The organism is Streptococcus raffinosi, assembly GCF_030284685.1.
In the GTDB taxonomy this organism is placed as follows: domain Bacteria; phylum Bacillota; class Bacilli; order Lactobacillales; family Streptococcaceae; genus Streptococcus; species Streptococcus raffinosi.
This window is the reverse complement of the sequence record NZ_JASUZV010000002.1, coordinates 120,349-142,288: the sequence shown is the minus strand read 5'-3', so window position 1 is coordinate 142,288 and position 21,940 is coordinate 120,349. Positions and strand designations below refer to the sequence as shown.

Sequence of the window (21,940 nt, the reverse complement as noted above, 5' to 3'; positions counted from 1 at the left end):
GTGTTTTTGTTCTGTCCCTTCTTGTTAAGGAATTCTTGCGGGACATTACATTTGAATTCCTTGTGATTTTTTTGGGGCTTCGTCTTCTTCAGCAGTTTTTCCGCTAGTGCGCTTTTTTGCTTGTGCTAGGCTATCATAGAAGGTATTTTCTTTAGTTGATACCTTATCACGGCTAACAACCTTATCTTCTGATAATTTTTGATATTTGGTCATAGCGTGATCAATACGCTCAATCAAACTAGCGCTTTCTTTTTGAACAATCTCTAGTTGAGCAGTCAAACTTTCCAAACCACCTTCGGCAACAGCCCATGAAGCTAGATAACCAAAACTTCGCTCTATACCCATATCAATACCTAGGTGTCTTGAAACGACATAGGCAACTGACTCAGCTTGTAATTCACCAGTCGAATATTTAAGGTCAGGATAATTTTCAGCAATCGTTTTGTCGTTGTGTAATTCTGAGTGAGCCATTTCATGAATGAGTGTTCCTATCACTTGTGCAGGTTGTCGTTTTGCCTGGTTAGAAATAACAATCTCGTTTCTCTTTGTATCATAAAAGCCACCCACACCTGGTTCTGTTTGGTCAAACCGAATTGGAACACCATTGCTTTGTGAGATTTCTTTTAGACTACGATACATATTGTTATAGTCTTCTTTGCTGAGTGGTGTTGTAGCATCCCCACTCATACTTGGAATATCTAATGTTTTTCCTTCTTGCGGTGTTACTTGAGACACATCAAATACAGGGACGCTTCTGAAGATTATTCGCTTAAGTTCTTCACCTGTCTTAGGATCTATTTTGGGGTTCCCGTATATATCCTTGATTGTAACTTTAACAGGGGCCTGAATATAAATAGCCTTTTGTCCTTTAACAGAACCACCACGCTTTTTCCATTGATTGAAAGAGGCAACCAATGTTGCTTGAGGAAGTTGTGCTTTTATTAGTTGGATATTTCTAGGAGAATAATTGTTAAAGTCGGCCATACCGTTGAGGAATTCTTTGTAATTGTCCGAATTAAAATAGGACTTAATTCCTTCTTTCAAATGCTCGTTAAGAGCCTTGATATCATTATTCTTAATCATGTTGGTTACAGTCATATCACGTTGCTGCTTAGTGTAGCTATTATCAGAAGCGCTAAGTGGGTCAGTGCCTTCTGCGACCTCTTGACCATCAGGTACTCCATCACCATCTGAGTCAGGAGAATAAGGGTTAGTACCTCTTGCAATTTCTACTTCATCACTTAAACCGTCACCATCTGAGTCGAGTGTGGCTAATGATTGTTTTCGCTTGATCCCTTGTGACTCAGACTGTACTAGACTAAAATCATTGTTTTTCATAATTTCTAACATTTCTTTACCACCATCTGAAATATAACGCTCGTTAACAGAAAGGGTATCAATTTTTCCACCCTTCTTGCGATAGATACCTAAAATAGCTCTTTCTTCAGCAGTTTCGTCCATTAGTATATTTAACGTTTTACCAGGCTTCATCAAAGAAGCAGGAAACGTTTTGCCGTCATCTGTCCTTAAAGCAAGTACCAGCTCATTCCCTTTTGTACGAATAGCCTTCGATGCATCCAGTCTTTGGAACTTCTTAATGTCACTTACATCATTGAAATAGAATGAACTTGAGTCAGCTATAGCTTTAAGCTCTGGCATAATTTGAAGTTTTGAGAACGCAGCATTTCTATTAGCAAGATAGATATTTTCATAGTGACCTTGCCCCTGAATGATATTATCTAGGGCTATGCTCGAAGTAATGCCTTGCTTAACAAGATAAATACCTGTTAAGTGCATGAATTGTTTTTTCTCAAAAGTAATTTCAATAGAATTGATTTCATCTTCATCTTTGACAAAATAAGTTACCTTACTATCCGCAAGTGTTTCATCATACCACTTGGCTGCTTCCTGAAGATGCTGTACATAGTTATTTAACCTATTTAATTCACTAGCAGTAATAGGGTGATAACCCACCTTATAAATTGACTTTGGCGCTTCAGATATGGTAAAATGAAGTAAAGGTTGAGACTGAGTTTGAGTCGGTGACGACTCATTCAAAGGTTGCGGTTCATCCGCTTCAGGTAGAGGTGCTGCCTCCTGGTTTCCAGGTAAATCCCCGAATGCGTTCTCAGCCTTTTTTGTATGCTCCTGGGCCTTCTCAGGAGCTTTTTTATCTAGTTTGATAAGTCCTTTTTCAGCTTTTAGATAGTCGTTCCAGTCGTTTTTCTTTTGGCCGTCTGCAAGTGGGGGAATATCGACTTTAACAGGAATATTCATATCTTGAAATTTTTCTTTTATAAATTTTCGGCCTGCTTCGTCATTATCTACGGCTAGAGTAATTAAACCATCTTCTAGGCGTTGAGAAACGTTATCAAGCATATGCAGACGATCAATAAGCTGTCCTAGCTCCCTTCTATTGTCCTTTAGGACTTGTGACGGGCGATTGGGCCCAGTTGGGTCAGAAGAGGCCATATCAGCCACATAACGGCTCACAGTGGCCTTTTTAAGCCCATCCATAGCAACAAGTCTGACATCTTTCAGACTTTCCTTGTGGACCTCGTAATAGCTCATAAGGTCAATAGGAGCTTCTGCAAAGACCAAGCGTTTAGGTTGGCCAATATCAAGTGTTAAACCCATCATCCCGTCAGAGTGAGTCATGATTTTTTTCAAGCGCCCTCGTTCGTGAATATCGGGATGATTTTCAATTCCCTGAAGTGTTGCTCCTTTAAGCGAACCATCTACATCAAGTGACTTAAAGACTATTACAGGCTCAATCAAATCTCCTGTCTTATGATTAGCTTGGGCCAAGACTCCCGCTTTTAAAAAGAGGTCTATCGTTTCATCTGATAGCCCTCTTTCATTTTTTAGATAATCACGTCCCAGGTCAAAGTTTTTTGATTCAAAACGCTTAAGATAATAGTTAAATGGTTCTCTTTCTGGTAGAGGTTCGACTTCAATGGTTTCAAACTCTCCTGTAATTAGGTAGTTGACAGCTTCTTTGAAATTTGGACGTTTTCCAGTGTTTAATTCTTGAATAACTTGTACCAGGTTAATAGTGTCACCACCTGTTTCTTGAGACCACCATCTAAAAGTGTTTCGATCTGGATAGAGCTTCAAAGAGTCGTGCTCTTCCCAATGATAGACGTTTCCACGTTCTGGAATAAGTTTCATTCCAAGACCTTCAGCAACAGCCAGAATATCTTTAGCCTTTGCTGAGTGGAGTTGTTTGTTTGATAGTAGGTTTGATAGTGCTTGTCCTCGTTCTGCTGCATTTGACATAGGTTAATTTCCTTTCTATCCGATTTCTTTCCCTCGTTCAATTTGTTTTGTTATGGCCAGTCTAACTTTGGCCACAAAGTCCTCTTTTTTCATTTTCCCTTCACCTATCTTGGCAAGTGCTGTTTCCCATTTACCAGTTGTTTCAGGATTGGTATAAGCTATATTGAGCTTATCCAAATAATGAATTAGCAATATTCCTCGTTCGGTTGGGAATAGTTGGCCACTCTTTTTGTCCTTTGTGATATACCCTTTATCCTGAACAGACTTAATCATGGCATCCCGTGTAGCAGGTGTCCCCAAGCTGTACTTAGGTAGCCATTTTTTCAAAAGGCTGTTTTCAGTGATACGTTGAGGAGGTTTTGTTGCATCTTCTTTCAGTTGACGTTCTACAGCAATTTCCTGTCCCTCCTGGTATGGAGGTAAAACCTGTTCCTTACTTTGACTAGGAAGATAGACCTGCCAACCTTTAGATAAAGTCACAGAGCCAGTTGTTTTAAACTCCTGTCCGTTATTATCCAGGGTAATACTTGTTGACGTGTACTCATAATCTGGTGCAAACATCAACAACGTTCTGAAGGTCACCATCTGATAAATCAGACGTTCTTCTTTTTCTAGCTCTTCCATATTTGGGATGATCTCGGTAGGAATAATAGCATAGTGTTCCACCACTTTTTTATCATTGACAAAAGACTTTCTAGGGCTTCTATTTGGCGTTTCTATGGTCTTACCAATAGCTGCTTGATAGTCGTCAATATGCTCTACTAGGTAATCAAATTCATTAGTTGTGATAAGATTTGAGTTTGTCCGTGGATAGGACATATAACCTTTTTGATAGAGACTTTGGATGATACTTTTTGTCCTATCAGCATCAAATTTATAGAGTTTAGACATTTCAGCTTGAATATCTGTAAGGTTATAGAGTTTAGGAGCTGTCTTTGATTTTTTCTCAGAAGATACCTGGGTAATCGTTGCCCTATCTGACAATAATTCTAGGGCTTCTACAGCTTCTGCCTCAGTTTCAAACTTGGCTTCATGAGAGAAAGCGACCTGGTTTGTCTGGTCAAATAATCGGAGTTGCCAAAATGGTTTTGAAACAAAATTCTCTATTTCCTCGTTATTTTTAACAATTAGCGAAACAATAGGAGTCTGTACTCGTCCGACCGTCATACCTTTGGACTTTTCAGGAATTAGTTCATGATCTCGCATCATAAGAGTTGTAAATGGACTCAAATTAAAACCTACCAGCCAGTCAGCTTCTCCTCGTGCTTCCGCTTCATGGTAATAGTTGACTGTTTCTTCAGGTCTTCTTAAGTTTCTAAATGCCATATCTAGCCCTTTTTGAGTTAGTGAGTTGGCCCATAAACGATAACTAACCTTTTTCAAACTACCTGGTATCTTGTTGAGAATATAATAGGCAATTGCTTCTCCTTCACGGTCTGGGTCCGTTCCAATCATAATACTGTCAACGGTCTTAATAGCATTCTTGATGGCGTTAAAATTCTTCTTGGTATTTTTTTTGATTTCAAAATCAAAATGATCGGGGAACATTGGAAGTCGTTCTACGCTTTCCCAATTTTCAAAATTAGTCCAGGGGTTAGACCGTTCAACCAAGTGTCCAACCGCAGGACGGACAAGGACCTGGGCAGATAGTTGCTCGGAATAAACATCCCAACCAGTATCAGTCTTCTTTGGGTTTCCCAAAGCATTAGCATATTTTTTTGCCTGATCGGGCTTTTCTGCTAAGAGTAGTATTGTTCGCATCTTATTATTCCTTTCTAAATATATGTTATGCTAATAAGGTAAATTGGTTTGTCACCTTACTGAATCTTTTATCATTTTCCTTTATGATATAGCTATGTTATTTTTTTTGTAAAAAAACAACATAATAAAGATATAATAATTAAACCACTAGAAAGAGGTAAATTTCATGTCATATGAAAAAGCGTATAGCTTAGAAGCTAATATTGATTTAACACCCTTGGAGGCACACAGACGATCCATATTATCAACGGGAGATTTTAATAAACTATATGATAAGCGCGCCTTCCAGTGTGGCAAATTGTGCCCTTTTAGACTGACTTTGACTAATTTCGGTTTAGAAGATTATAACAAGACTCCTCACTTTACACCTGGAGCAAGAAATCAAGTTCACGATTGTCAAAACTGCGATGTAATCGTAAAAAATTACGAATTAAGGGAACTTGAAACTGAAAAGGAAAACCATGGATCATTTTATCGTGATAAGAATAAGATTATTATTGATGTCAATCTTGTCAAAGGAGATTTAGCTGTTATTTCACAACCTAGACAGAAAGAAAACGAGCCCCAAATGTCTGGCCCTTTATCTAACTCCAAAACAAAGTCTAGAGAGTCCAAATATATTGATGACAAGACCTTTAAAATGCACATTAAGCGGCTGAAAGACCTCGTTCAATATTACTTGGATGAACAGTCAGGCGAACGATACACGTTTTTCAATAAAAATAATAAAGAGATAAACTTATCAAAGTATTTCATTGATCTATCAGAAGCAGGACAAAGAAATATCAATCTTGAAGACGTCCATATCTACTTTGATAATGCTTCCGTACGATATATCAATTTTGAGGACAAACCTGAAAATGACTATTTCCTAGTGCAGTTCAAAAGTAAATGTACTTTGAATAATGTAACCGCCACTCCTACAATCACGATTAACAAACAATCAGCTAGTCATCGTGGTGTTAAATATAAACTCGATATTTTAGAAAAAGCAGCTAAGGATGGACAACCATTAAGATTATTTTTCTTTGGTAGGTTCAAGAAACACCCCACAAAAGATTACATCAATCCTGCTGTTAAACATGTAGATATTCTAGATTATTTAGTTATCAGTTAAAATTTCAAAGTCCAACAATTCTTCATAAGTAAGTTCAATGATTTTGTATGAACCTATAAACCCAAAAGTTTGTAAAAAGTGACTCTCAACTACACTTTTAGCTTCTTCATAGCTTAAAAATGGTTGCGTATCGCAAAACTCATTTGACCAAGCTAAACTTCCGTTATCTTGTGGGACTAGCCAAACAGAGTTTCCCATATGAACTAGCATAAGTACAGCATAATATTTTTTATCTACTTTCTCGTTGGTTACTTGTGTTGACATCTTACTTCTCCTTAAATACTCCGCCCTTGTTTCTTTTTAGGGCTATCTTGTAGTTTAGCGCTTTGTTTCTCAAGAGTATCTGCAAGTTTTAACAAATACTTGTCTACCTCCCTTTCTTTAGCCATTGCAAGAAATCTCGCTCTAGGGGCACGACCAATAGTACTTTCTTGAGCTAATGACGTAACCCCTCTGCTTGATGCAATATAGTGATCGTATAGGCGCTTTTCAAATAATTCGCCAAGACGTCCTAGAGCTCTTGTAGTCTCTATGTCAGCTTTAGAAGCCCTTAATCCGCCAGAAGGATGATTATGACTAACAATAAAGCCCTTATTTTGGCCTTTATTGACTTGATCCATGACAAAAGCAAGGTCAACGACTGTATTACTATAGGCACCCATAAACATATCCTTAATACCGTTAATGTTTAATTGGTCATCATAAGTGATAACTGTGAAAACCTCCTGTCTATTCATAGTAGCTTTCATACATAATAACGACTCAATTTTTTGTTCATCATAATAAACATTTAAGCCCTCAAGTTCTTTTGTTACATAGTAGCCAACAAAATCACTTAGTTCGGATGCTGCTGTTAGTTCTTCAGGCAAGTCATAAATGCTATCATTTCCAATAATAAATTCTTTATAATCAGCAGTATGATCGTAACCCATAAAATCAACAGGTTCATATGTCTCGGCTTCATGCGAATACATTCTTAGCGGAAGTATGCCTTCTTCACCATAAATTGATATTCTATCAAGACAGTCCCTAGCGGTATTTCCATAAACCCCTCTAATCAATCCAATATTACAATCAATATCTCTAATTACACCATCTTGATCTTGAGAAAAGATATTTGGGTGATCTACAATAGCGTAAGACTTAATATCTGCCTTAAATGCAATATTAAGAACCTCTTTCTCAGACATATCCCCAGAAATTTTTGCATAATATGTCGGGCTCCGTTGAGTCGAAAAACCAATAATATAGGCTTCATTCTCCCTTGGAATCAATTGCTCACTATTCACAAGTTTAAATAGAGCCTCATAATTAAAAACTTTTGGTGACTCATAGCTAATTTCTTGTTTCGCATAAGTCAGGAAATTCTGAAGGTCATCAACTCGTGGGTCATCGTTCGTTATCAGGTCATAAAGCTCTTGGGGGGTTGCAACGCCAAAGTAATCATATAAGCTCATTTGTTATTCCTTCCATTTTTATGTAATAGAAAAAGCCAAGTCTTAATTGACCTGGCTTTTATCTTTAGTTAGACTAATAAAATTTATTTAAAAGTTCTTCCAATTCCTGGACAAGTGGATCAGTGGGATTGTTTTGCATATAGTCAATAAGTTCGTCAAATGTACTTACCCCTAAATCTTCCATCAGGCCCTTAAAACCTCGTGGTTTTTGTTTGATATCTTCAGTCATATAATCACCTCCGTTTCTTGTATTATATCACTATCAATCTTCATCCCATGCAAAAGGCAAAACATCTTCAGTTTCTTCTAGGTCGTCTTCTACGACTGTTTCATGATGAATTGGTAAGACAGTTTCTTGAAATACACTCTCAGAGGCAATCTCAGCATTATCTTCAGAGGTCATTTCAGCTTGGTTAGTCCCTGCTTCTTCGTTGCTTGCTTGCGCTTCATTTCTAGCAATTTCAGCTTCGAGTTCAGCAGTCAAATCAACGACTGTTTCATATTCGATATTGGCCAAAAATTCTTCAATATCAGACCCATAGCGGACATAATCATACCAGTTTTTATCAGAAGGACTATCCGCAAGCCAGTCTTTCATAGGATGGAGGTTGACACTTGTCTTTTTATCTCGACAAACATTCTGCTTAGCAATAAAGACTAAGGCTTCATCAATACCGATACGTGCAACCTCGTCAGGTGTCATCAAGTCACGGCCTTGGCGCTGGTGAGACGTGCTACTTGAGCCACCACGTCCACGGCTTTCAGAATAGTTCTGAATATCAATTGTTTGTTTCCCTGCACGCATTGAGAAATACTTCATGGTGTCTTCATCATTGGTACCTAGATAAAGCAGAGTCGCACAGTTATTTAAGATTGTTTTCCAGTCATCCTTATACAAGGCCTTTAGTTGGTTAATGGCTTGTAAAATAATCTTAATGGACATTTCACGGCTTCGCACAGAGGCCAAGACTTCATTGAAATTAGGAATACGGCCAATGTTGGCAAATTCGTCAATAATAAATTGAACGTGAAGAAGATCCTCATAGCTGTAGCCTTCACGTCTTCCCTGGATAATTGCATCAGCACCATGTGTTAATTCCTCGAACATAATTGCAAAGAACGTTGAGGCTAAGAAGTTGAAAGCCTTATTTGTTTCTGGAATTGCAATGAAGACGGCCGTCTTTTGAATATTCCATGTGTCAATATCCATTGAGTCTGTCTTAATCATATCAGTCACGGCTTGGTGATCAAAGACAGAATATTGTGCAGACATCACAGCAAGCACTGAGTTTCTTGTTTCTGCTTGAAAGTTTGCATTAAAAAGGTCCCATTGACGACAAGCATAGTTCCCAGGGAGTGCCTCTTCCAACTCTTCAAACATTAGTTCTACAGGAGCAGGAACATCATCCTCTTTGCGCTGCAAGTTACGCAAGAGATCCCCAATCATAGATAAGTTAGGTTCATATCCTCGAACCTGACTATCAAAATAGAGATAACCAATTAAGGCCCTAGTTAAAAGCAAGTTGGCTTGTACCCAGAAATTTTCCCCCTGGGAATCTGATTTTTTAGTTCCTTCAATGATAGCTTCAGTTACTCGGTCTATATCTAGTTCTGAGTGCATATACTTGAAAGGGTTAAACGTATTTGAATTTGATAAAGTTACCAGGTCAAACACTTTAACCTGATAACCATGTTTTTCCAACATTGTACCCACTTCATGCACTAGCAACCCTTTAGGGTCAGTAACGACATAAGAACCGTTCATCTGCATCAGGTTAGGCTTAACATAAGTAAAGGTTTTACCATCACCAGGAAGACCACAGGCAAGAACATTCTTGTTTAGTTGCCACTCAAAGGGGAGGCGCTTGTTGTAAAGCCCCATCTTCACATTCTGAGTGAAAAGCATATTATTTTCAGGCTCTTTGTCCTGAAACCCCTGAAGTTCTCTTGGAGTCGCAAAGCGGGCCGACCCTGCTTCTTCTCCTGATCTTAGATTTTTTGTGGTACTCATTTTACTATAAAGAACAAGAGCAATAAAGAAACCTATAGCCATTGCAGCAAACCCTAAAGGCTTGGAACTAAAGAGAAAATAAGGAGGGTTGAAATAGTTTGTTACTGTATACTCATAAGGCATGAATAAGTGTTCTGCCGTTACAGGTGGGGACATCGAGAACAGTGTGTAGCCACGGTTTAAAGCTAGGGCAAAGATAAGCCCTAATACTGCAAATGGCCAGAATTTAGGTTTTTTCTTTTGCATAAGCCCCTCCTAAACTGACTTCGTAGGCTTCTTAACTTTAGTTCCTACTGATTGTTTTGGCGTTGCTGTCTTGTGTTTAGCGATTTGTTCTTGAGGTTTTAAGTCTTTAGGAGTCTTCTGAAGAGATTTAATTTGTTTTTTGTCGTTAATAATATCTTCTTTTACTCTTTCAAGAGCTGCTTGAAATTGTTTTTGATCTTTTGATTTAAACCAGTAGTTATAGTTGCCATTTGCTAGCTCTTCTGCGTGAAATTGAATACCATATTCTTTCAAATAGGCTTTTAACTTGTCTAGGTTCATTTCATTATTTGAGAATTGCTTGTAATCTAATGTATCGCCTCTCTTCTTTAGGGCATCTATAGATTTTTTCTCCCCAGGCATTGTCTCAATTTTTGATGAAACCATCTTGCGTATATCAGCAGCTCTATCTGCTAATGATTTTGCTAGAACGCAACTGATGTTGTATAGGAGTCTGGCACTCATCCCCCCTTGATTTTTGAATTCTCTAATGACAGCTTCTTGATCTACAACCATTTTTCTTCTCCTTTATCCTGGATAATCTGACTCTTTTGGCAACTTAGTTACCTCATAGCCATACATAGCCTTTTTGGCTTTTTTAACAGTAAATTTAAAGCGTGATGATTTAGTCTTATCGTCTTTGTTATAGCTAACAACATAAGTCATTTCATAGGTCTGCTTATCTTTGGTTTGTGCCTTTTCAAGTAGGACCGCTGCTGTAGTCACCTTGTCAAAAGGTTTGTTAGAAACCTTTGAGCTAATGAAATTATCAAGGTCACTATTGGTAAGATATGCTCCAATAAAATAGCGACTGAAAACATCTACTTCATGTTCATCTGACATATCATTAACAGTTGAGGTTTGTTTTGGTGTAGACTGTGTTGTTTTAATTGCTCCAGATTTAAGCCCTACCGCAATAGTGTGTGAAACACCTGCTCCATAGAGAGCTAAGAAGAGAACCGCCAACCAAGCCACAATTTTACCAAAACTTACAATGTTAAGTTTGCTTCCTGAATAAGATGATGAAGGAACAACACTATTGCTAGTAGGAAGATTTGTTTTTGTGTCTGAGATAGGTGACACTTGTTCCACATCATCAATATTCACTGGGTTACTATCTTCTTCTGATACTGATTGAGAGGGAACCTTTAGGGATTGTTTAGGTTTACGACGACTAAACAAGCCTCCTCCTTCAGCGACTAAACCAAAGTCTTTCAGAGATTGTTCAAGATCACCTTCAGTTGGGGGAATTTCCACAGTCTTCTCTTCTAGGACTTCATTTGTTTTAGCGTTTAAATGAGTTAATTTATAGCGCCCCATAGTGTTTGTAGCTAAGTGTCTTGTTTCAATTTGTTCCATCTCATAGAGAAATTGAGCACGATTAGTAAACTCACTAATTTTGTTTGTCTGTAGGTTTGTAACTTGAAACATTATCAATCACCCTCCTTGTAGTTCTTAAGAGCAGCATCTAATTCTTCAGGACTTATATCATAGCGCTTGATTACTTCAAGACGTGCTTCCACTTGGAGCTCTTCGACTTGCTTATTATAACCATCCAGGCGCTTCTGAATGTTAGCAAGTTGTTTCTCCGTCTTTGCTTTCAATTCTAAAGCCCTATCTAAGCGTTCTTGAATTGTTTTCTTTTTACGTTTAGGTTTTTGTTCAGTTTGTTCTTCTTGTAGTTTTTCTTGATAGTCGTTCATTGTTTATATTCCCTTTCATTATTCCTCACTGTTTAAAGAGTCTGTAGAGGTTGGTGAAGTAGCATTTCCGCTTCCGCTAGTACCAGTAGAAGCAGAGGTATTACTTCCAGAGCTTGAAGCACTCTCTAGTGTGCCATAGCTATTAGTAGTGTCTGTAACATTTGCTGAGTCTGTAACAATAAGGTAGCTCATGTTATTGACCTTGAACTTTTTACCATCTTTAGTAAATGTTAGGCGCAGTGTATTTTTACTAGCAACATTCTTCTGAGCATCTTTATAGTCGCCCTTATTTTTCAGAAGTGTATTTGTATAGTTGATTGTGGCAATGGCTGTATTGTTCTTTTCATCAATAAAGATATCAGCTGATTTGAAAGCCTGGTCAACAACATAACCCTTATAAGTTTGATTAACGGGTTCATTTTCCATATTGACAACAGACGTATATAGTCCATCAGTCATAAATGGTTTATAACGAGAACGGTTCTCCTCTAGGTCCTTCTTCGTGTAATAGGCAATCAAGAATTTCCTGATATAGTCCTGGGTCAATTCTGTTCCTTCAGCAACTTTTTTTGTTTTAGGAGCTGACACTTTCTGTGTTGACTTTCCAATATGTCCAACACCGAACCCAATAACGAAGATCAGAACCACCACAATAGCAATTCCTACTCCTTTTAAAATTTTAACTTTGAATGTATCAATCATAATAGACCTTTCTTTCATTGTATTTTACTGTCCAGGAGGCATAGCGAAACTATAATAATTTGCATTATTGACAACCCTCCAATGGACCTTATCTTGGACAAAAGTATAGTTAAGCTCAGAAATCAAGAATGAACCATCATCATTAACGTGCTCAACAAACATTACATGCCCATAGATACCTAAAGTTCCGTCAAAGCCACCAGCAGTTGAACATACGGCCCCAACTTGAGGGGTTGAGGTAGTATGCCAACCGTTTTGAGCTACAAGGTTAGCAACCCAATCTTGACCGTTTCCAAGTTGTGGAGCTACATCAAGTCCCCAAGTTTCGTGGACTCGGTTCCAAACATAGAAGGTACACTGTCCTGCAGGGTAATTGTTTCCTGGGTAACCTGTGATAGTGTTGCTAGACGGTTGACCCCATTTTAGTTTTCCTTCGTATTCACTAGGGAAGTCCCAAGAAGAGGCCTTAGTGCCTCCTGGTCCTGAACCTGTTCCTGAACTCTTAGGTGTTTGATGGAACCAGGTCAAAGCCTGTTTCGCAATCTTTTGACGTTCGCTGATTTTATCACCTGGAACACCTTCCCATTGAGAAAGAAAGCGACTTGTCAGGGTATCTACGTCATCATTGCTTGTTAATACGCTTTTCAGAATATTGATATAGTAAGGGTTGTCACCTTCAAGCATGAAACGGACTTGAGCTTCAAGCGTGTACCATTTTTTATCAATCTTCTTAGCATATTCAAGTAAGAGTGTGTGACGTGTTGCCCCATCTGCTGTGTCTGTCCACTGACCTAGACCGAGTCCACGGTGAAGAATGTTTGGAAAACCTCCACCATAAATAGCAGGGCCTCCCATATTCAACCATTCCTCATTTTCCCATGAGTCGGCAGAAGCCCCGACAGGAGGGGAGAGATAATCTCCTTCAGCACGTTTAGGCTCAATTAGAGACTCTACACCAAAACACCCTGCCATTGAAGCAATTCCATTGTCAGTCGCTTCAGGAAGGTACTTCTTGACTAAATCATAAAGTTGTTTTGCTCGTCCACTCATTTCACCTGCTGTCTCTATCGTTGTTACTTGAGTATGTTGGCTATAGGCGACAAAAGGGAAGTAAAAGCCAGGATTGACGATTTGCCATTTATCAATCTTCTTCCCTTTTTTATCTACATTACGGGTGAAGGTTCTGGCATCCTCATTATCTTCATCACGTTTTTCAAGATATTTGGCTTCGTCATAATACCTTTTGTCATCTTTGTCATTACTGTCCAAAGTCTCTTTGCGTTTAGCATAGGCAATTTCTTGTCCATTACCTTGAACAGACCCTAATTCAGTCCCCTCTTCAATCTTGTCTCCAGACTTAACACGAGCTCCTGAAACGTTATAGAAAATAAACTCTGCATCATCTGTATAGATAATGATATTAGTCTTCTGTTTCTTTTCTTCGCTTTCCTTTTTATCTTTTGGAAGGTTCGTTTTAAAGGTCTTTAGTGTAGATTTTCCAACCTCAACTTTTCCGTCCATAGGCGCATAAAGTTTTTGACCTGAAGAGGCCTTGATAGTCGTGTTATAGCTAAACTTATCTTTTGCTGTATAACCATATCGTTTTTCTATCATGACTCCTTCAGACTGACTTTTATCATCAGCAGCATTATATAGAGGGTTTTGAAGTTCTTGCATTCCAGGGTATTTCCCTGACTCCTTTGCATTTTCAAGAATTTCTTCATATTCTTCACGATCAGACTTACTGAGTTTGGTCCACTCTTTCCCGTTTGTATAGACATCTTTCATTGTCTTCAGGTTGTTTGGATCTTCGTTTTCCTGCTTCCAAATATCATCAAGAGCATCTGAGAAATGGTTTAGGCCAAATTTTCCTGCCCATTTTCCACCATTACCATCTTCCCACTTGGCAGATGGTTCCCATTCTCCTCCGTAACGATAATTCATGTATAGTAGAATTTCATCAATATCTGTGTAGTATTCAACCTTATCATTCGATTTTTTACGGTCTGTCTTAGATAATTGGACCCAAGAGTCATTTAAACTGAAATCTGTTTGTTGAACAATATTTGACGAGAATACACCAGTGACCATGACCACAAGTAACATTAAAGCTAGAATTACAGCAACCACCCAACCAACTGGTGTCGCAAAGAAAGCAATCGCTCCGTTGACAGCAGCAGCAGCAGCCTTAATAGCTAGCTGAGCCACTTGCAAGGCTCTTCTGGCTCCTTTGACACTTGCCTGTGCAGCACGCCTAGCATTCTTAGCAGTCCTTTTTGCGACTCTTCCTGCTGATTTCGTTGAACGTTTGGCAAAACGAGAGCCCTTAACAACACCCCTACCTGTTGCTTTAGATACTCTTCCGATACCTCTGGCACCTTTTTTAGCAACGTGAAGGGCATTTTTTGACGTTCTCGTATGCTTTACAATTTCTTCTAAATCTTCGTCTTGACTTAAACCTGCCGCAATATAGGAAGTAGCAGCTCTTGTACCTGTTTGAGCAACAGCTCTTGTAATCTTCTGAGTCTTTGTCGGGTTTGTCTTTTTAACTATCTTCTTTGTCTTACGAGCAATCCTTAAGTTATCTTTATTCTTCTTAAGTTTGAGAGCTTCAGCTCCCCCTCCTTTACGATAGTTCTTAGCAGCTTCCCGATAAGCGGCCTTAGCTTCTTTATACTCTTTATTAGCACCTCGCTGTGCAATTCGGCCTCTATTGTTATTATGCCTTTGAACAGCCTGACTGATTTCTTGTTTTCTTTGAGAGTATCTACTTTTTGGCGATTGTTTATTACTCAAGAAATAATCACCCCTTTCTGTTTAGATATGAAAAAAGAGGTGATTATCTATCACCTCTATGCACCTGCTTCCGAATAAGCATCTGTTGCAATTAGTTTAAATAATTTCGTTGTTCTAGGTATTGGATTTTCAAATGGAACCACTGTTCCGCCTGCGATAATAAGACCTGTACCTTTTGCTTTAGGTTTCGTTACATATCTTAATTGACTTTCTGTCAATTCATACATAGCAGCCAATTCACGGGCATCTGACCCTTTTTGTTTTAGAAGAACAACAAATTCTGAGTTGTTCAATAACTTACGTCCTTCAGTACGATCAAGCAACGTTTCCACGTTCTGAGTAATTCCTGTAGGGATTGCACCATACTTGCGGACACGGGCGTACAAGTTAGTGAAAAACAACGCCTGATTATCAGTTTGAAATTGGTTTTGCATTTCATCAAAATAGATACGTGTAGTGAATTTTCCTTGATTATTAACAACCATATTCCAAATATAGTCTTGAACAACCATCAGTGCGAAAGGTTTCAATTTCCCATCAAGTTTTTTCAAATTGAAGATAACAAAGCGGTCAATATCTACATTAGTTTCATAAGAGAAAATATCTTGAGAACCTTTAGCATAGGTTTCAGAAGCAATTGCCATATCTCTAGCTTCTTGTTCTGGTTGATCTAACATAATATCATGCCAATCTTTAAGGGTTGGCATACGTCCTTTATCTTGGAAACGTTCGTAAGTTAAGTGAGTCACACGGTCAATAATAGACACCTGGGCATCCGTAACTTCTGTAAGTACGTTTTCAAAGAAACCAATCAACAATGAAGATTTTTGAGCAATTGGATCTCCATCTTCAGCATCCAGTTTATCCATATCAGGCAAATCTAGTAGGTTAAGGTGAGTCTGAGAACCTGGGTAAATATCTATCATCTGCGCTCCAAATTCTCGTCCGATATCACTATACTCGTCTTCAGGGTCTACTATGATGACTCTATCATATATGTTTTTCAATAATGTTGGAATTACTTCCATTGATTTAACTGTTACCGACTTACCACTTCCTGAGCTCCCAAGAATAACACCTGAAGGTGTATTCAAATCACGTTGACGATCAAGGGTAATCGAATTATGGCTTAATTGGTTTTGTCCATAATAGACTGCCCAGGGGCTCTTACTTTGAAGGTCAACGTTTGTGAAAGGGACCTGTGTCACAATATTAGAGGTTGTCATGTCACGCATATAATTTTGTTTCACTTCAAGGAACGGAATACCAATCGGTAAAGTTGAATTAAGACCATTTTCTTGTTGGTAAGAGGCTACATCAAATTCTGCGCCATGCTTACGTCCAGCAGCCTTAACTCGACTTGTAAAGTCTTCTAGCTCTTCTTCGCTATCCGCTTTAAAGAAGACTGTGAAAATGCCTGAATAAATTTTTTGGTCATTATCCTGTATTTCAGACTTCCAAACTTCGGCTTCTTCAGCAAGCTCCGCAGCAACCCCACCAGTAGCAAGTTCCTGTGAAATACCATCACGAGCCCCTGCTTTTTGACTTTTGACCATATCCATTTTGATAGCCGCCTCTGCATTATTGATTTTTTTCAAGGACTCACCTACATCATAAGGACGTGCTAAAACATTGATAACTAATTCAATACCAACATCTACGAGCGACTTAATCAAACGATCATTAAGGAAATTCGGATAATTTCTGACAAACATTACACGTCCAAATTGATTATCAATCTTCATCATTTTAGGTTGGAACCAAATTGAACCAGGTGCAATAAATGACTTGGTACCAAGACCACTTCGGATAAGGTCACGGTAATCAAGGTTCAAGTATGGATTACCTCTAAGAATATCAGAGAAGATATTTAATCGCTCTGAGCCATTTAATACCTTGAAATCAACATCTACCGCCTGGAATTGAGCTGTAAAGTTGTTTTCAACGTCATTAAGCCTACGGTAGGCCATTTTTCTATCTTCAGCTATTGTAGAAACTGTAACAAATTTTTTAACCTCAAAGTTATTTTGTTCCTTATCAAAACGATCTTTAATTATTTTGTTGTATTCATCACGATAATCATTGAAACCATCATTTACTCTATCATAAGAAATTTGCTCTACAGCATTGTCAGGTAAAGGACGGTTAATGACCGTGAGTTGGTAGGTGTTATCACTGTCTAAGACATTTAAAGCATCAGCATAGTAATCTATAATATCTGATTTTTCATCATCACTTGCGGTAATGTAGTTAGCATCACCCAAGGCATAGGTCCGTGAAAATTCACGACCTGTAATGTGCATGAGTCCATCTTCAAAAAGACTCGTGTACTTAATTGTATTTTGAGTTGATTTTTTTAATGCTTTTTGTAGCTGTTTCCCACGTTCTAGCTCCTCTTGTGTAAGAGTTGGCTTAATTCCATTCGTGGACATCTTTTGCTTGCGAAAAGGCAGAATTGCCATAAGTTACCTCCTTATTTCCAAATGCTGTGAAATCATCATCAGTTTGATAGCTTCGTTCTTGAATTGTTAAGATAAATAGCAACCGTTCTTTAACAATCCCGTCCAACTTAAACCCATAGATGATAAAAGGTGGTGTTCCTAGAGCAACCACCATATACATATATAGGTCAGGAATAGACCAAAAAACTGTTGGTAAGACACCAATCATAACGACAGTTCCTACACCTAAGACCATTATAAAAATACGGGCCGTCATACCCCCTACTATCGACCTTTCATACTGGTCAATTTCTTTTAGGAAAATCGACCCTAATTTACTTTTATTCAACTATATACCTCCATTTAGTTAGCTTGGAGAAGTGATCTTGCCATCCGTTGTGAACCTAAGAGCAACCAAACAAATAAAATGCACTTTCCAATATAAGAAAAACCTGATGCAAATGTTTTTATCCAATCTGCATTAGCTAGGTCAATATCGGTTTGCACTCCGAAGGCATGCCAAATAACCAATAAAATGACAATCAAAAGTCCTTGTAGGGCAGCTGCGGTAGTCTTTCTCAATAAATTAGTCGCAATGCTTCTTGTGTCATCAGACATCCAAAAAGCAACGATTAAAGGTGATACGGCTCTGTAGAGATAAAGTTCAATAAATCTCATAAATACTAGGATATTTGTTAGCATCAAGGCTGTGGCACCGCAAAGATATGCTAGTGCATTTACAACCGCCCTAATGACCCAATTTCCTTTTTTAAGAGCTGTAAATTCAAAAAGATCATTCGATACGTTAGCTCCAACCATACGTATCAATAGACTAGTAACCTGCATAATAGCAACAACAATTTGGCTTGACAGGGCTACCAGAAAGTATGCAATAAGATACTTTAAAGCAACTTCTAACATGAGACGATAAGTCAGTTCTCCGCCTTGTTGCTTAAGATACTTGTACCAGGACATCATTTCTACTAACAAAAAGAAACTAACAATAATATAACCTACTACAACAAAACTTTTATTAATACCAATAACAGCTTGGTTTGCAGCGCTATTATATTGCCTTAAACTTTTTGTCATGTTTTTTATAAGTTCGTCCATAGTCCTCCCTTCATACTTTAAGGATAAAAAAAGAAGTGTCTGAAACACTTCATGATAAATATTAACGTGATAAGAGAAAAACAAAACCTATGATACGTACAAAAAAGAAGAAAATGGTCAAAATAATATTAACTATAAATAAAGCAAGTGAGAAAGCAAGTTTTACCAACCCCCATAAAACACTGAAGATAAATGTCAGTGCATTCCAAAGGCTTCTCCAGGCTGATTTTTTGCGATAGTTAGGACTATGATTTGAAATATAATCCTGACTTTCGACAGTTAAAGGAGTAGATGACTCAGAAATTACAAAAATATCACCATTTTTTTCGGCTTCATAAACCTCTGAAATAGATGGTTTATGACCATTGATGCTTTCATAATAGTCAATCCATTCTTCTCTATTCATAATCATCAACCTCTTTCCTAATCTTTTTCTTATTGTATCATAATTATTAACGCTTTGGTATCTCTCTAAATATCTTTTAAAATTGAATTGAGTTGATTGCAGCAACAATTGCAGCTGCAATACCTGATGCTACAACAGCTAGTCCGCCACCATAAACCATACCCGCCATTCCGTTATCGGTTTGCTGTGGGTTTTGGTTCTTTTTTCCTTGGAAGAACTCAATTGCACCTACAAATGCCCATCCTAGGCCACCAATAGCGACCAATGCACCCATGACAGTAATAATTTTTGTAACAACTTCCATTTTTATTATTTCTCCTTTGTTTTGCAAAAAAGAGGCATTAGCCTCTAGTTAGTTTTCTTCAATAATTACACAAGGTTCATCTTCTAGCAGGATAACTTGTGAATCTTCTTGTTTATATTCAATCATGATAGAACCTCCATTTTTACAAAAAGCCAATTAGATTTCATAGACAGTTTATTGACTTATCTAGGTCAATATTTAAACTAACAACGAGTCAGGGACTCGAACCCTGTCATGCTCCTAAAAGCACTCGTCACTAACCAATGTCTTATCGGAGTTTTTGGTTAAATGAAATCTAATTGGCTTATATTTTAGTGATTAGTTTTGTTTGCGTTTAATACCTGCAATGCCTACGGCAGATAAGACCATAGACAAACCATAAACGATAGCAAGACCAGTTTCTGCTTCACCTGTCTTTGGCAACGCTGGAGCTTGATAAGTTGTTGGTTTTGGTGCTTCTGGTGTGTAAACTACTGGTGTAGTTGGTGTTTTTTCTCCAGTTGGTGTTACTGGTTTTGGTTTTTCTGGTGTGTGGGTCACTACTGTTTTAGAAATAACAGTCTTATCGTTGAGAACTTGCACCACATCGTTATAAGCGTCACCTGACGCAATGCGTTTCGCTTTCAATTTAACATCGAGATCGAATGCGCTCTTACGGTCAAGTTTTGCAAAGAATGTTTGTGGCAAGTCGAGTTCCCACTTGTGGTTTTCTGCATTGTAAGTAACGTTAGCATTTTTTACAATGTCGTCCACGGTAACTGCTGAACCGTCAGCATATTTGACGCCTTTGATTGAGTCTGCGATTGGTTCCCAACCTAGATACTCGTCATGTTTGCCATCAAGGTAGTCAATCAACTTCCATTTCTTAATAGCTTCTGCTGATTGATTTTCAATGCGTGCGCCATTAAGAACATAGGCAATTTCTTGACCTACTTGAACAGTACCATTGTTGATGTCTTTACCATCAGCGTCCACTACTTGTTTAGAAACCGAAATTGGCTTCTTAACATTGTCTTTGTGCCATGATACAGAGGCAACTGCTGGCGCTGTTGGTGCTGTGTTTTTGTTTTGAATACGGAAATAGAGTTGACCAAATGTGTCTTCAATCCATGTGTCATCAATCTTCAAGAAGTTGACCCAAGGAGTGTATTCACCTGTTTTGACATTGAATGTTTGGTTGAGTGCAAATGATTTGTTGATAGCGTTATCTTTTGACTCAAGACCATTGTGGCTCCATGCAAACCATTCTGTTCCGTCTGGAGATTTCGCTACATAGCGAATATCCTTATTAACTGCTGTGTTTGGCCCTGTAACGTTGAGATTGTAGCTGTTCAAATCTACAGTTGATACTGTGATTTTTTCGCTACCATCACCATTATTAGACACTGTGTAGTTGATTTTTCCTGAAAGTGTTCCTTGTGCAAATGATGAAACACCATCGTTCAGATCGTGTGTGCTTGTGAAAGTACCGTCATTGTTGACAGTGACTTTTTGCCAAGTCTTATATTGCCCTTGGTCTTGGGTAGTCTGAGACTCCCCTTTACCCTCAGTTGCTACATCTGTAGCTTTGTTGTAGGCTTCAACTTCTTTGTTATAAGCCTCTGTTGCTTTTTGATAATCTTGTGTAGCTTTATCAATAGCTACTGCCTGTTTGTCGTAATCGTTGTGAGCTGTTTTGTCATTATCAACGGTTGTCGCTGATGTTTCATTGACCGTCACACCTGCATTTTTGGCGCTAAAAACAACTTCATTAAGTTTTGTAGTCGTAGGAACTTCCGTATTAAACGTAGCATCTTTTGAGACTTCAACTTTTTCAGTTGTGTTTACCGGCGACACCTGAGTGGTGTTTGTTGTGTTTGTTGAGGCAGTTGAAGGTGTTACTTCATCTGCTGAAGCATTTGCTGCACCTAATGCCAAGAATAAGGCAGCTGCTAAAATAGCACCACACAAATTGCGGTATTTTTTGTTTTTACGAACTGTGTAAGTTTTATTTTCTGACATCATTATGGTATAATATCTCCGTAGGTTTTAAATTTTTTAAAATTTTTAACTAACCCCGATGGCCGTCGGGGTTTTTTTGTGTTGAGGTTGTAGTGAACCTCTTTTTAAAGACGGGTTTATCAAGCCATTCAAACCGTCCTGGTAATTTTTTCAAATTTGTAATATAACGGCTAATTAAAATGTATAACATATTAAGGCCAACTAAAATTACAAAGGATAAAATAATTCCTAAAATTGGTCTTAGGTAATCCATCTAGTCCTTCTTACGTTTTGGCAAGAAACCAAGTCCTGCTGCAATTAGAAATGCGCCTAGGCTTGTAAGGCTTACTGTAAGGGCGGTATCATCACCAGTATGTGGTAACGACTCTGTTTCAGTGGCTACTGCTTGTTTGTCAGTTGACGGTTTAGCTTCAGGGGCTTTATCCGTTACCTTATTTGGATCAGGAATTTGACTGTTAGAAGCAGTTGTTTTTGACTTCTTCGTCTTAGAAGTAGATGGTTTTTCCTTAGACTTGGGTGTTGTTGAAGGAGCTGGTGTCACAGGTGTGGTAGGTGCTGTAACACCAGAAGTCCCGTCTGATACAT

19 protein-coding genes are annotated in these 21,940 nt (G+C 38.3%); 1 reads left to right on the top strand and 18 read right to left on the bottom strand.

Annotation, left to right across the window (positions count from 1 at the left end; translation table 11 throughout):
• Positions 1 to 45 precede the first annotated feature (45 nt).
• Together QRD39_RS02145 and QRD39_RS02140 are read right to left on the bottom strand one after the other, a co-directional pair.
• Complete coding sequence (locus tag QRD39_RS02145; protein ID WP_285955500.1) at positions 46 to 3,279, bottom strand: PBECR4 domain-containing protein; 3,234 nt, start codon at positions 3,277 to 3,279, stop codon at positions 46 to 48.
• Between the two features lie 15 nt (positions 3,280 to 3,294).
• Positions 3,295 to 5,040 (bottom strand): DNA topoisomerase, encoded by a 1,746-nt coding sequence (locus tag QRD39_RS02140; protein ID WP_285955499.1) that lies wholly within the window; start codon positions 5,038 to 5,040, stop codon positions 3,295 to 3,297.
• Between the two features lie 166 nt (positions 5,041 to 5,206).
• On the opposite strand from QRD39_RS02140, the gene QRD39_RS02135 reads away from it, so the two are divergent.
• On the top strand, positions 5,207 to 6,157 hold the full coding sequence (locus QRD39_RS02135) for a hypothetical protein (protein ID WP_285955498.1): 951 nt from the start codon (positions 5,207 to 5,209) through the stop codon (positions 6,155 to 6,157).
• Here the strand turns inward: QRD39_RS02135 and QRD39_RS02130 are convergent.
• The 16 genes from QRD39_RS02130 to QRD39_RS02055 all read right to left on the bottom strand — a co-directional run.
• Positions 6,143 to 6,421 carry a hypothetical protein gene (locus QRD39_RS02130; RefSeq protein ID WP_285955497.1) on the bottom strand — a complete coding sequence of 93 codons (279 nt, stop codon included), beginning with the start codon at positions 6,419 to 6,421 and terminating at the stop codon, positions 6,143 to 6,145. The genes QRD39_RS02135 and QRD39_RS02130 overlap by 15 nt on opposite strands.
• A gap of 11 nt (positions 6,422 to 6,432) precedes the next feature.
• Positions 6,433 to 7,614 (bottom strand): JAB domain-containing protein, encoded by a 1,182-nt coding sequence (locus QRD39_RS02125; protein WP_285955496.1) that lies wholly within the window; start codon positions 7,612 to 7,614, stop codon positions 6,433 to 6,435.
• 73 nt (positions 7,615 to 7,687) lie between these two features.
• Positions 7,688 to 7,843 (bottom strand): hypothetical protein, encoded by a 156-nt coding sequence (locus QRD39_RS02120; RefSeq protein WP_156921844.1) that lies wholly within the window; start codon positions 7,841 to 7,843, stop codon positions 7,688 to 7,690.
• A gap of 33 nt (positions 7,844 to 7,876) precedes the next feature.
• A complete protein-coding gene (locus QRD39_RS02115; RefSeq protein WP_285955495.1) occupies positions 7,877 to 9,871 on the bottom strand; it encodes a VirD4-like conjugal transfer protein, CD1115 family in 1,995 nt (664 codons plus the stop codon).
• A 9-nt stretch (positions 9,872 to 9,880) separates the two neighbouring features.
• The gene (locus QRD39_RS02110; RefSeq protein WP_285955494.1) at positions 9,881 to 10,405 is read right to left on the bottom strand and encodes a DUF3801 domain-containing protein; all 525 of its coding nucleotides are present in this window, start codon (positions 10,403 to 10,405) and stop codon (positions 9,881 to 9,883) included.
• 12 nt (positions 10,406 to 10,417) lie between these two features.
• Entirely contained in the window at positions 10,418 to 11,320 is a 903-nt protein-coding gene (locus QRD39_RS02105; RefSeq protein WP_285955493.1) for a hypothetical protein, read from the bottom strand.
• 2 nt (positions 11,321 to 11,322) lie between these two features.
• Complete coding sequence (locus QRD39_RS02100; RefSeq protein ID WP_285955492.1) at positions 11,323 to 11,592, bottom strand: hypothetical protein; 270 nt, start codon at positions 11,590 to 11,592, stop codon at positions 11,323 to 11,325.
• A gap of 18 nt (positions 11,593 to 11,610) precedes the next feature.
• The gene (locus QRD39_RS02095; protein ID WP_049546151.1) at positions 11,611 to 12,294 is read right to left on the bottom strand and encodes a hypothetical protein; all 684 of its coding nucleotides are present in this window, start codon (positions 12,292 to 12,294) and stop codon (positions 11,611 to 11,613) included.
• 24 nt (positions 12,295 to 12,318) lie between these two features.
• The gene (locus tag QRD39_RS02090) at positions 12,319 to 15,090 is read right to left on the bottom strand and encodes a phage tail tip lysozyme (RefSeq protein ID WP_285955491.1); all 2,772 of its coding nucleotides are present in this window, start codon (positions 15,088 to 15,090) and stop codon (positions 12,319 to 12,321) included.
• Positions 15,091 to 15,146: 56 nt separating this feature from the next.
• On the bottom strand, positions 15,147 to 17,552 hold the full coding sequence (locus QRD39_RS02085) for a VirB4-like conjugal transfer ATPase, CD1110 family (protein WP_285955490.1): 2,406 nt from the start codon (positions 17,550 to 17,552) through the stop codon (positions 15,147 to 15,149).
• Complete coding sequence (locus QRD39_RS02080) at positions 17,503 to 17,808, bottom strand: PrgI family protein (protein ID WP_285955489.1); 306 nt, start codon at positions 17,806 to 17,808, stop codon at positions 17,503 to 17,505. Before QRD39_RS02080 ends, QRD39_RS02085 begins: the two co-directional genes overlap by 50 nt.
• Before the next feature lie 86 nt (positions 17,809 to 17,894).
• Positions 17,895 to 18,644 (bottom strand): hypothetical protein, encoded by a 750-nt coding sequence (locus QRD39_RS02075; protein ID WP_037599298.1) that lies wholly within the window; start codon positions 18,642 to 18,644, stop codon positions 17,895 to 17,897.
• 61 nt (positions 18,645 to 18,705) lie between these two features.
• Complete coding sequence (locus QRD39_RS02070) at positions 18,706 to 19,050, bottom strand: hypothetical protein (RefSeq protein WP_142390727.1); 345 nt, start codon at positions 19,048 to 19,050, stop codon at positions 18,706 to 18,708.
• A 76-nt stretch (positions 19,051 to 19,126) separates the two neighbouring features.
• Positions 19,127 to 19,354 (bottom strand): hypothetical protein, encoded by a 228-nt coding sequence (locus QRD39_RS02065; RefSeq protein ID WP_285955488.1) that lies wholly within the window; start codon positions 19,352 to 19,354, stop codon positions 19,127 to 19,129.
• Positions 19,355 to 19,672: 318 nt separating this feature from the next.
• On the bottom strand, positions 19,673 to 21,358 hold the full coding sequence (locus tag QRD39_RS02060) for an LPXTG cell wall anchor domain-containing protein (protein ID WP_285955487.1): 1,686 nt from the start codon (positions 21,356 to 21,358) through the stop codon (positions 19,673 to 19,675).
• 250 nt (positions 21,359 to 21,608) lie between these two features.
• Positions 21,609 to 21,940: LPXTG cell wall anchor domain-containing protein (locus tag QRD39_RS02055; protein WP_285955486.1), on the bottom strand; the 332-nt coding region annotated here is incomplete at its 5' end.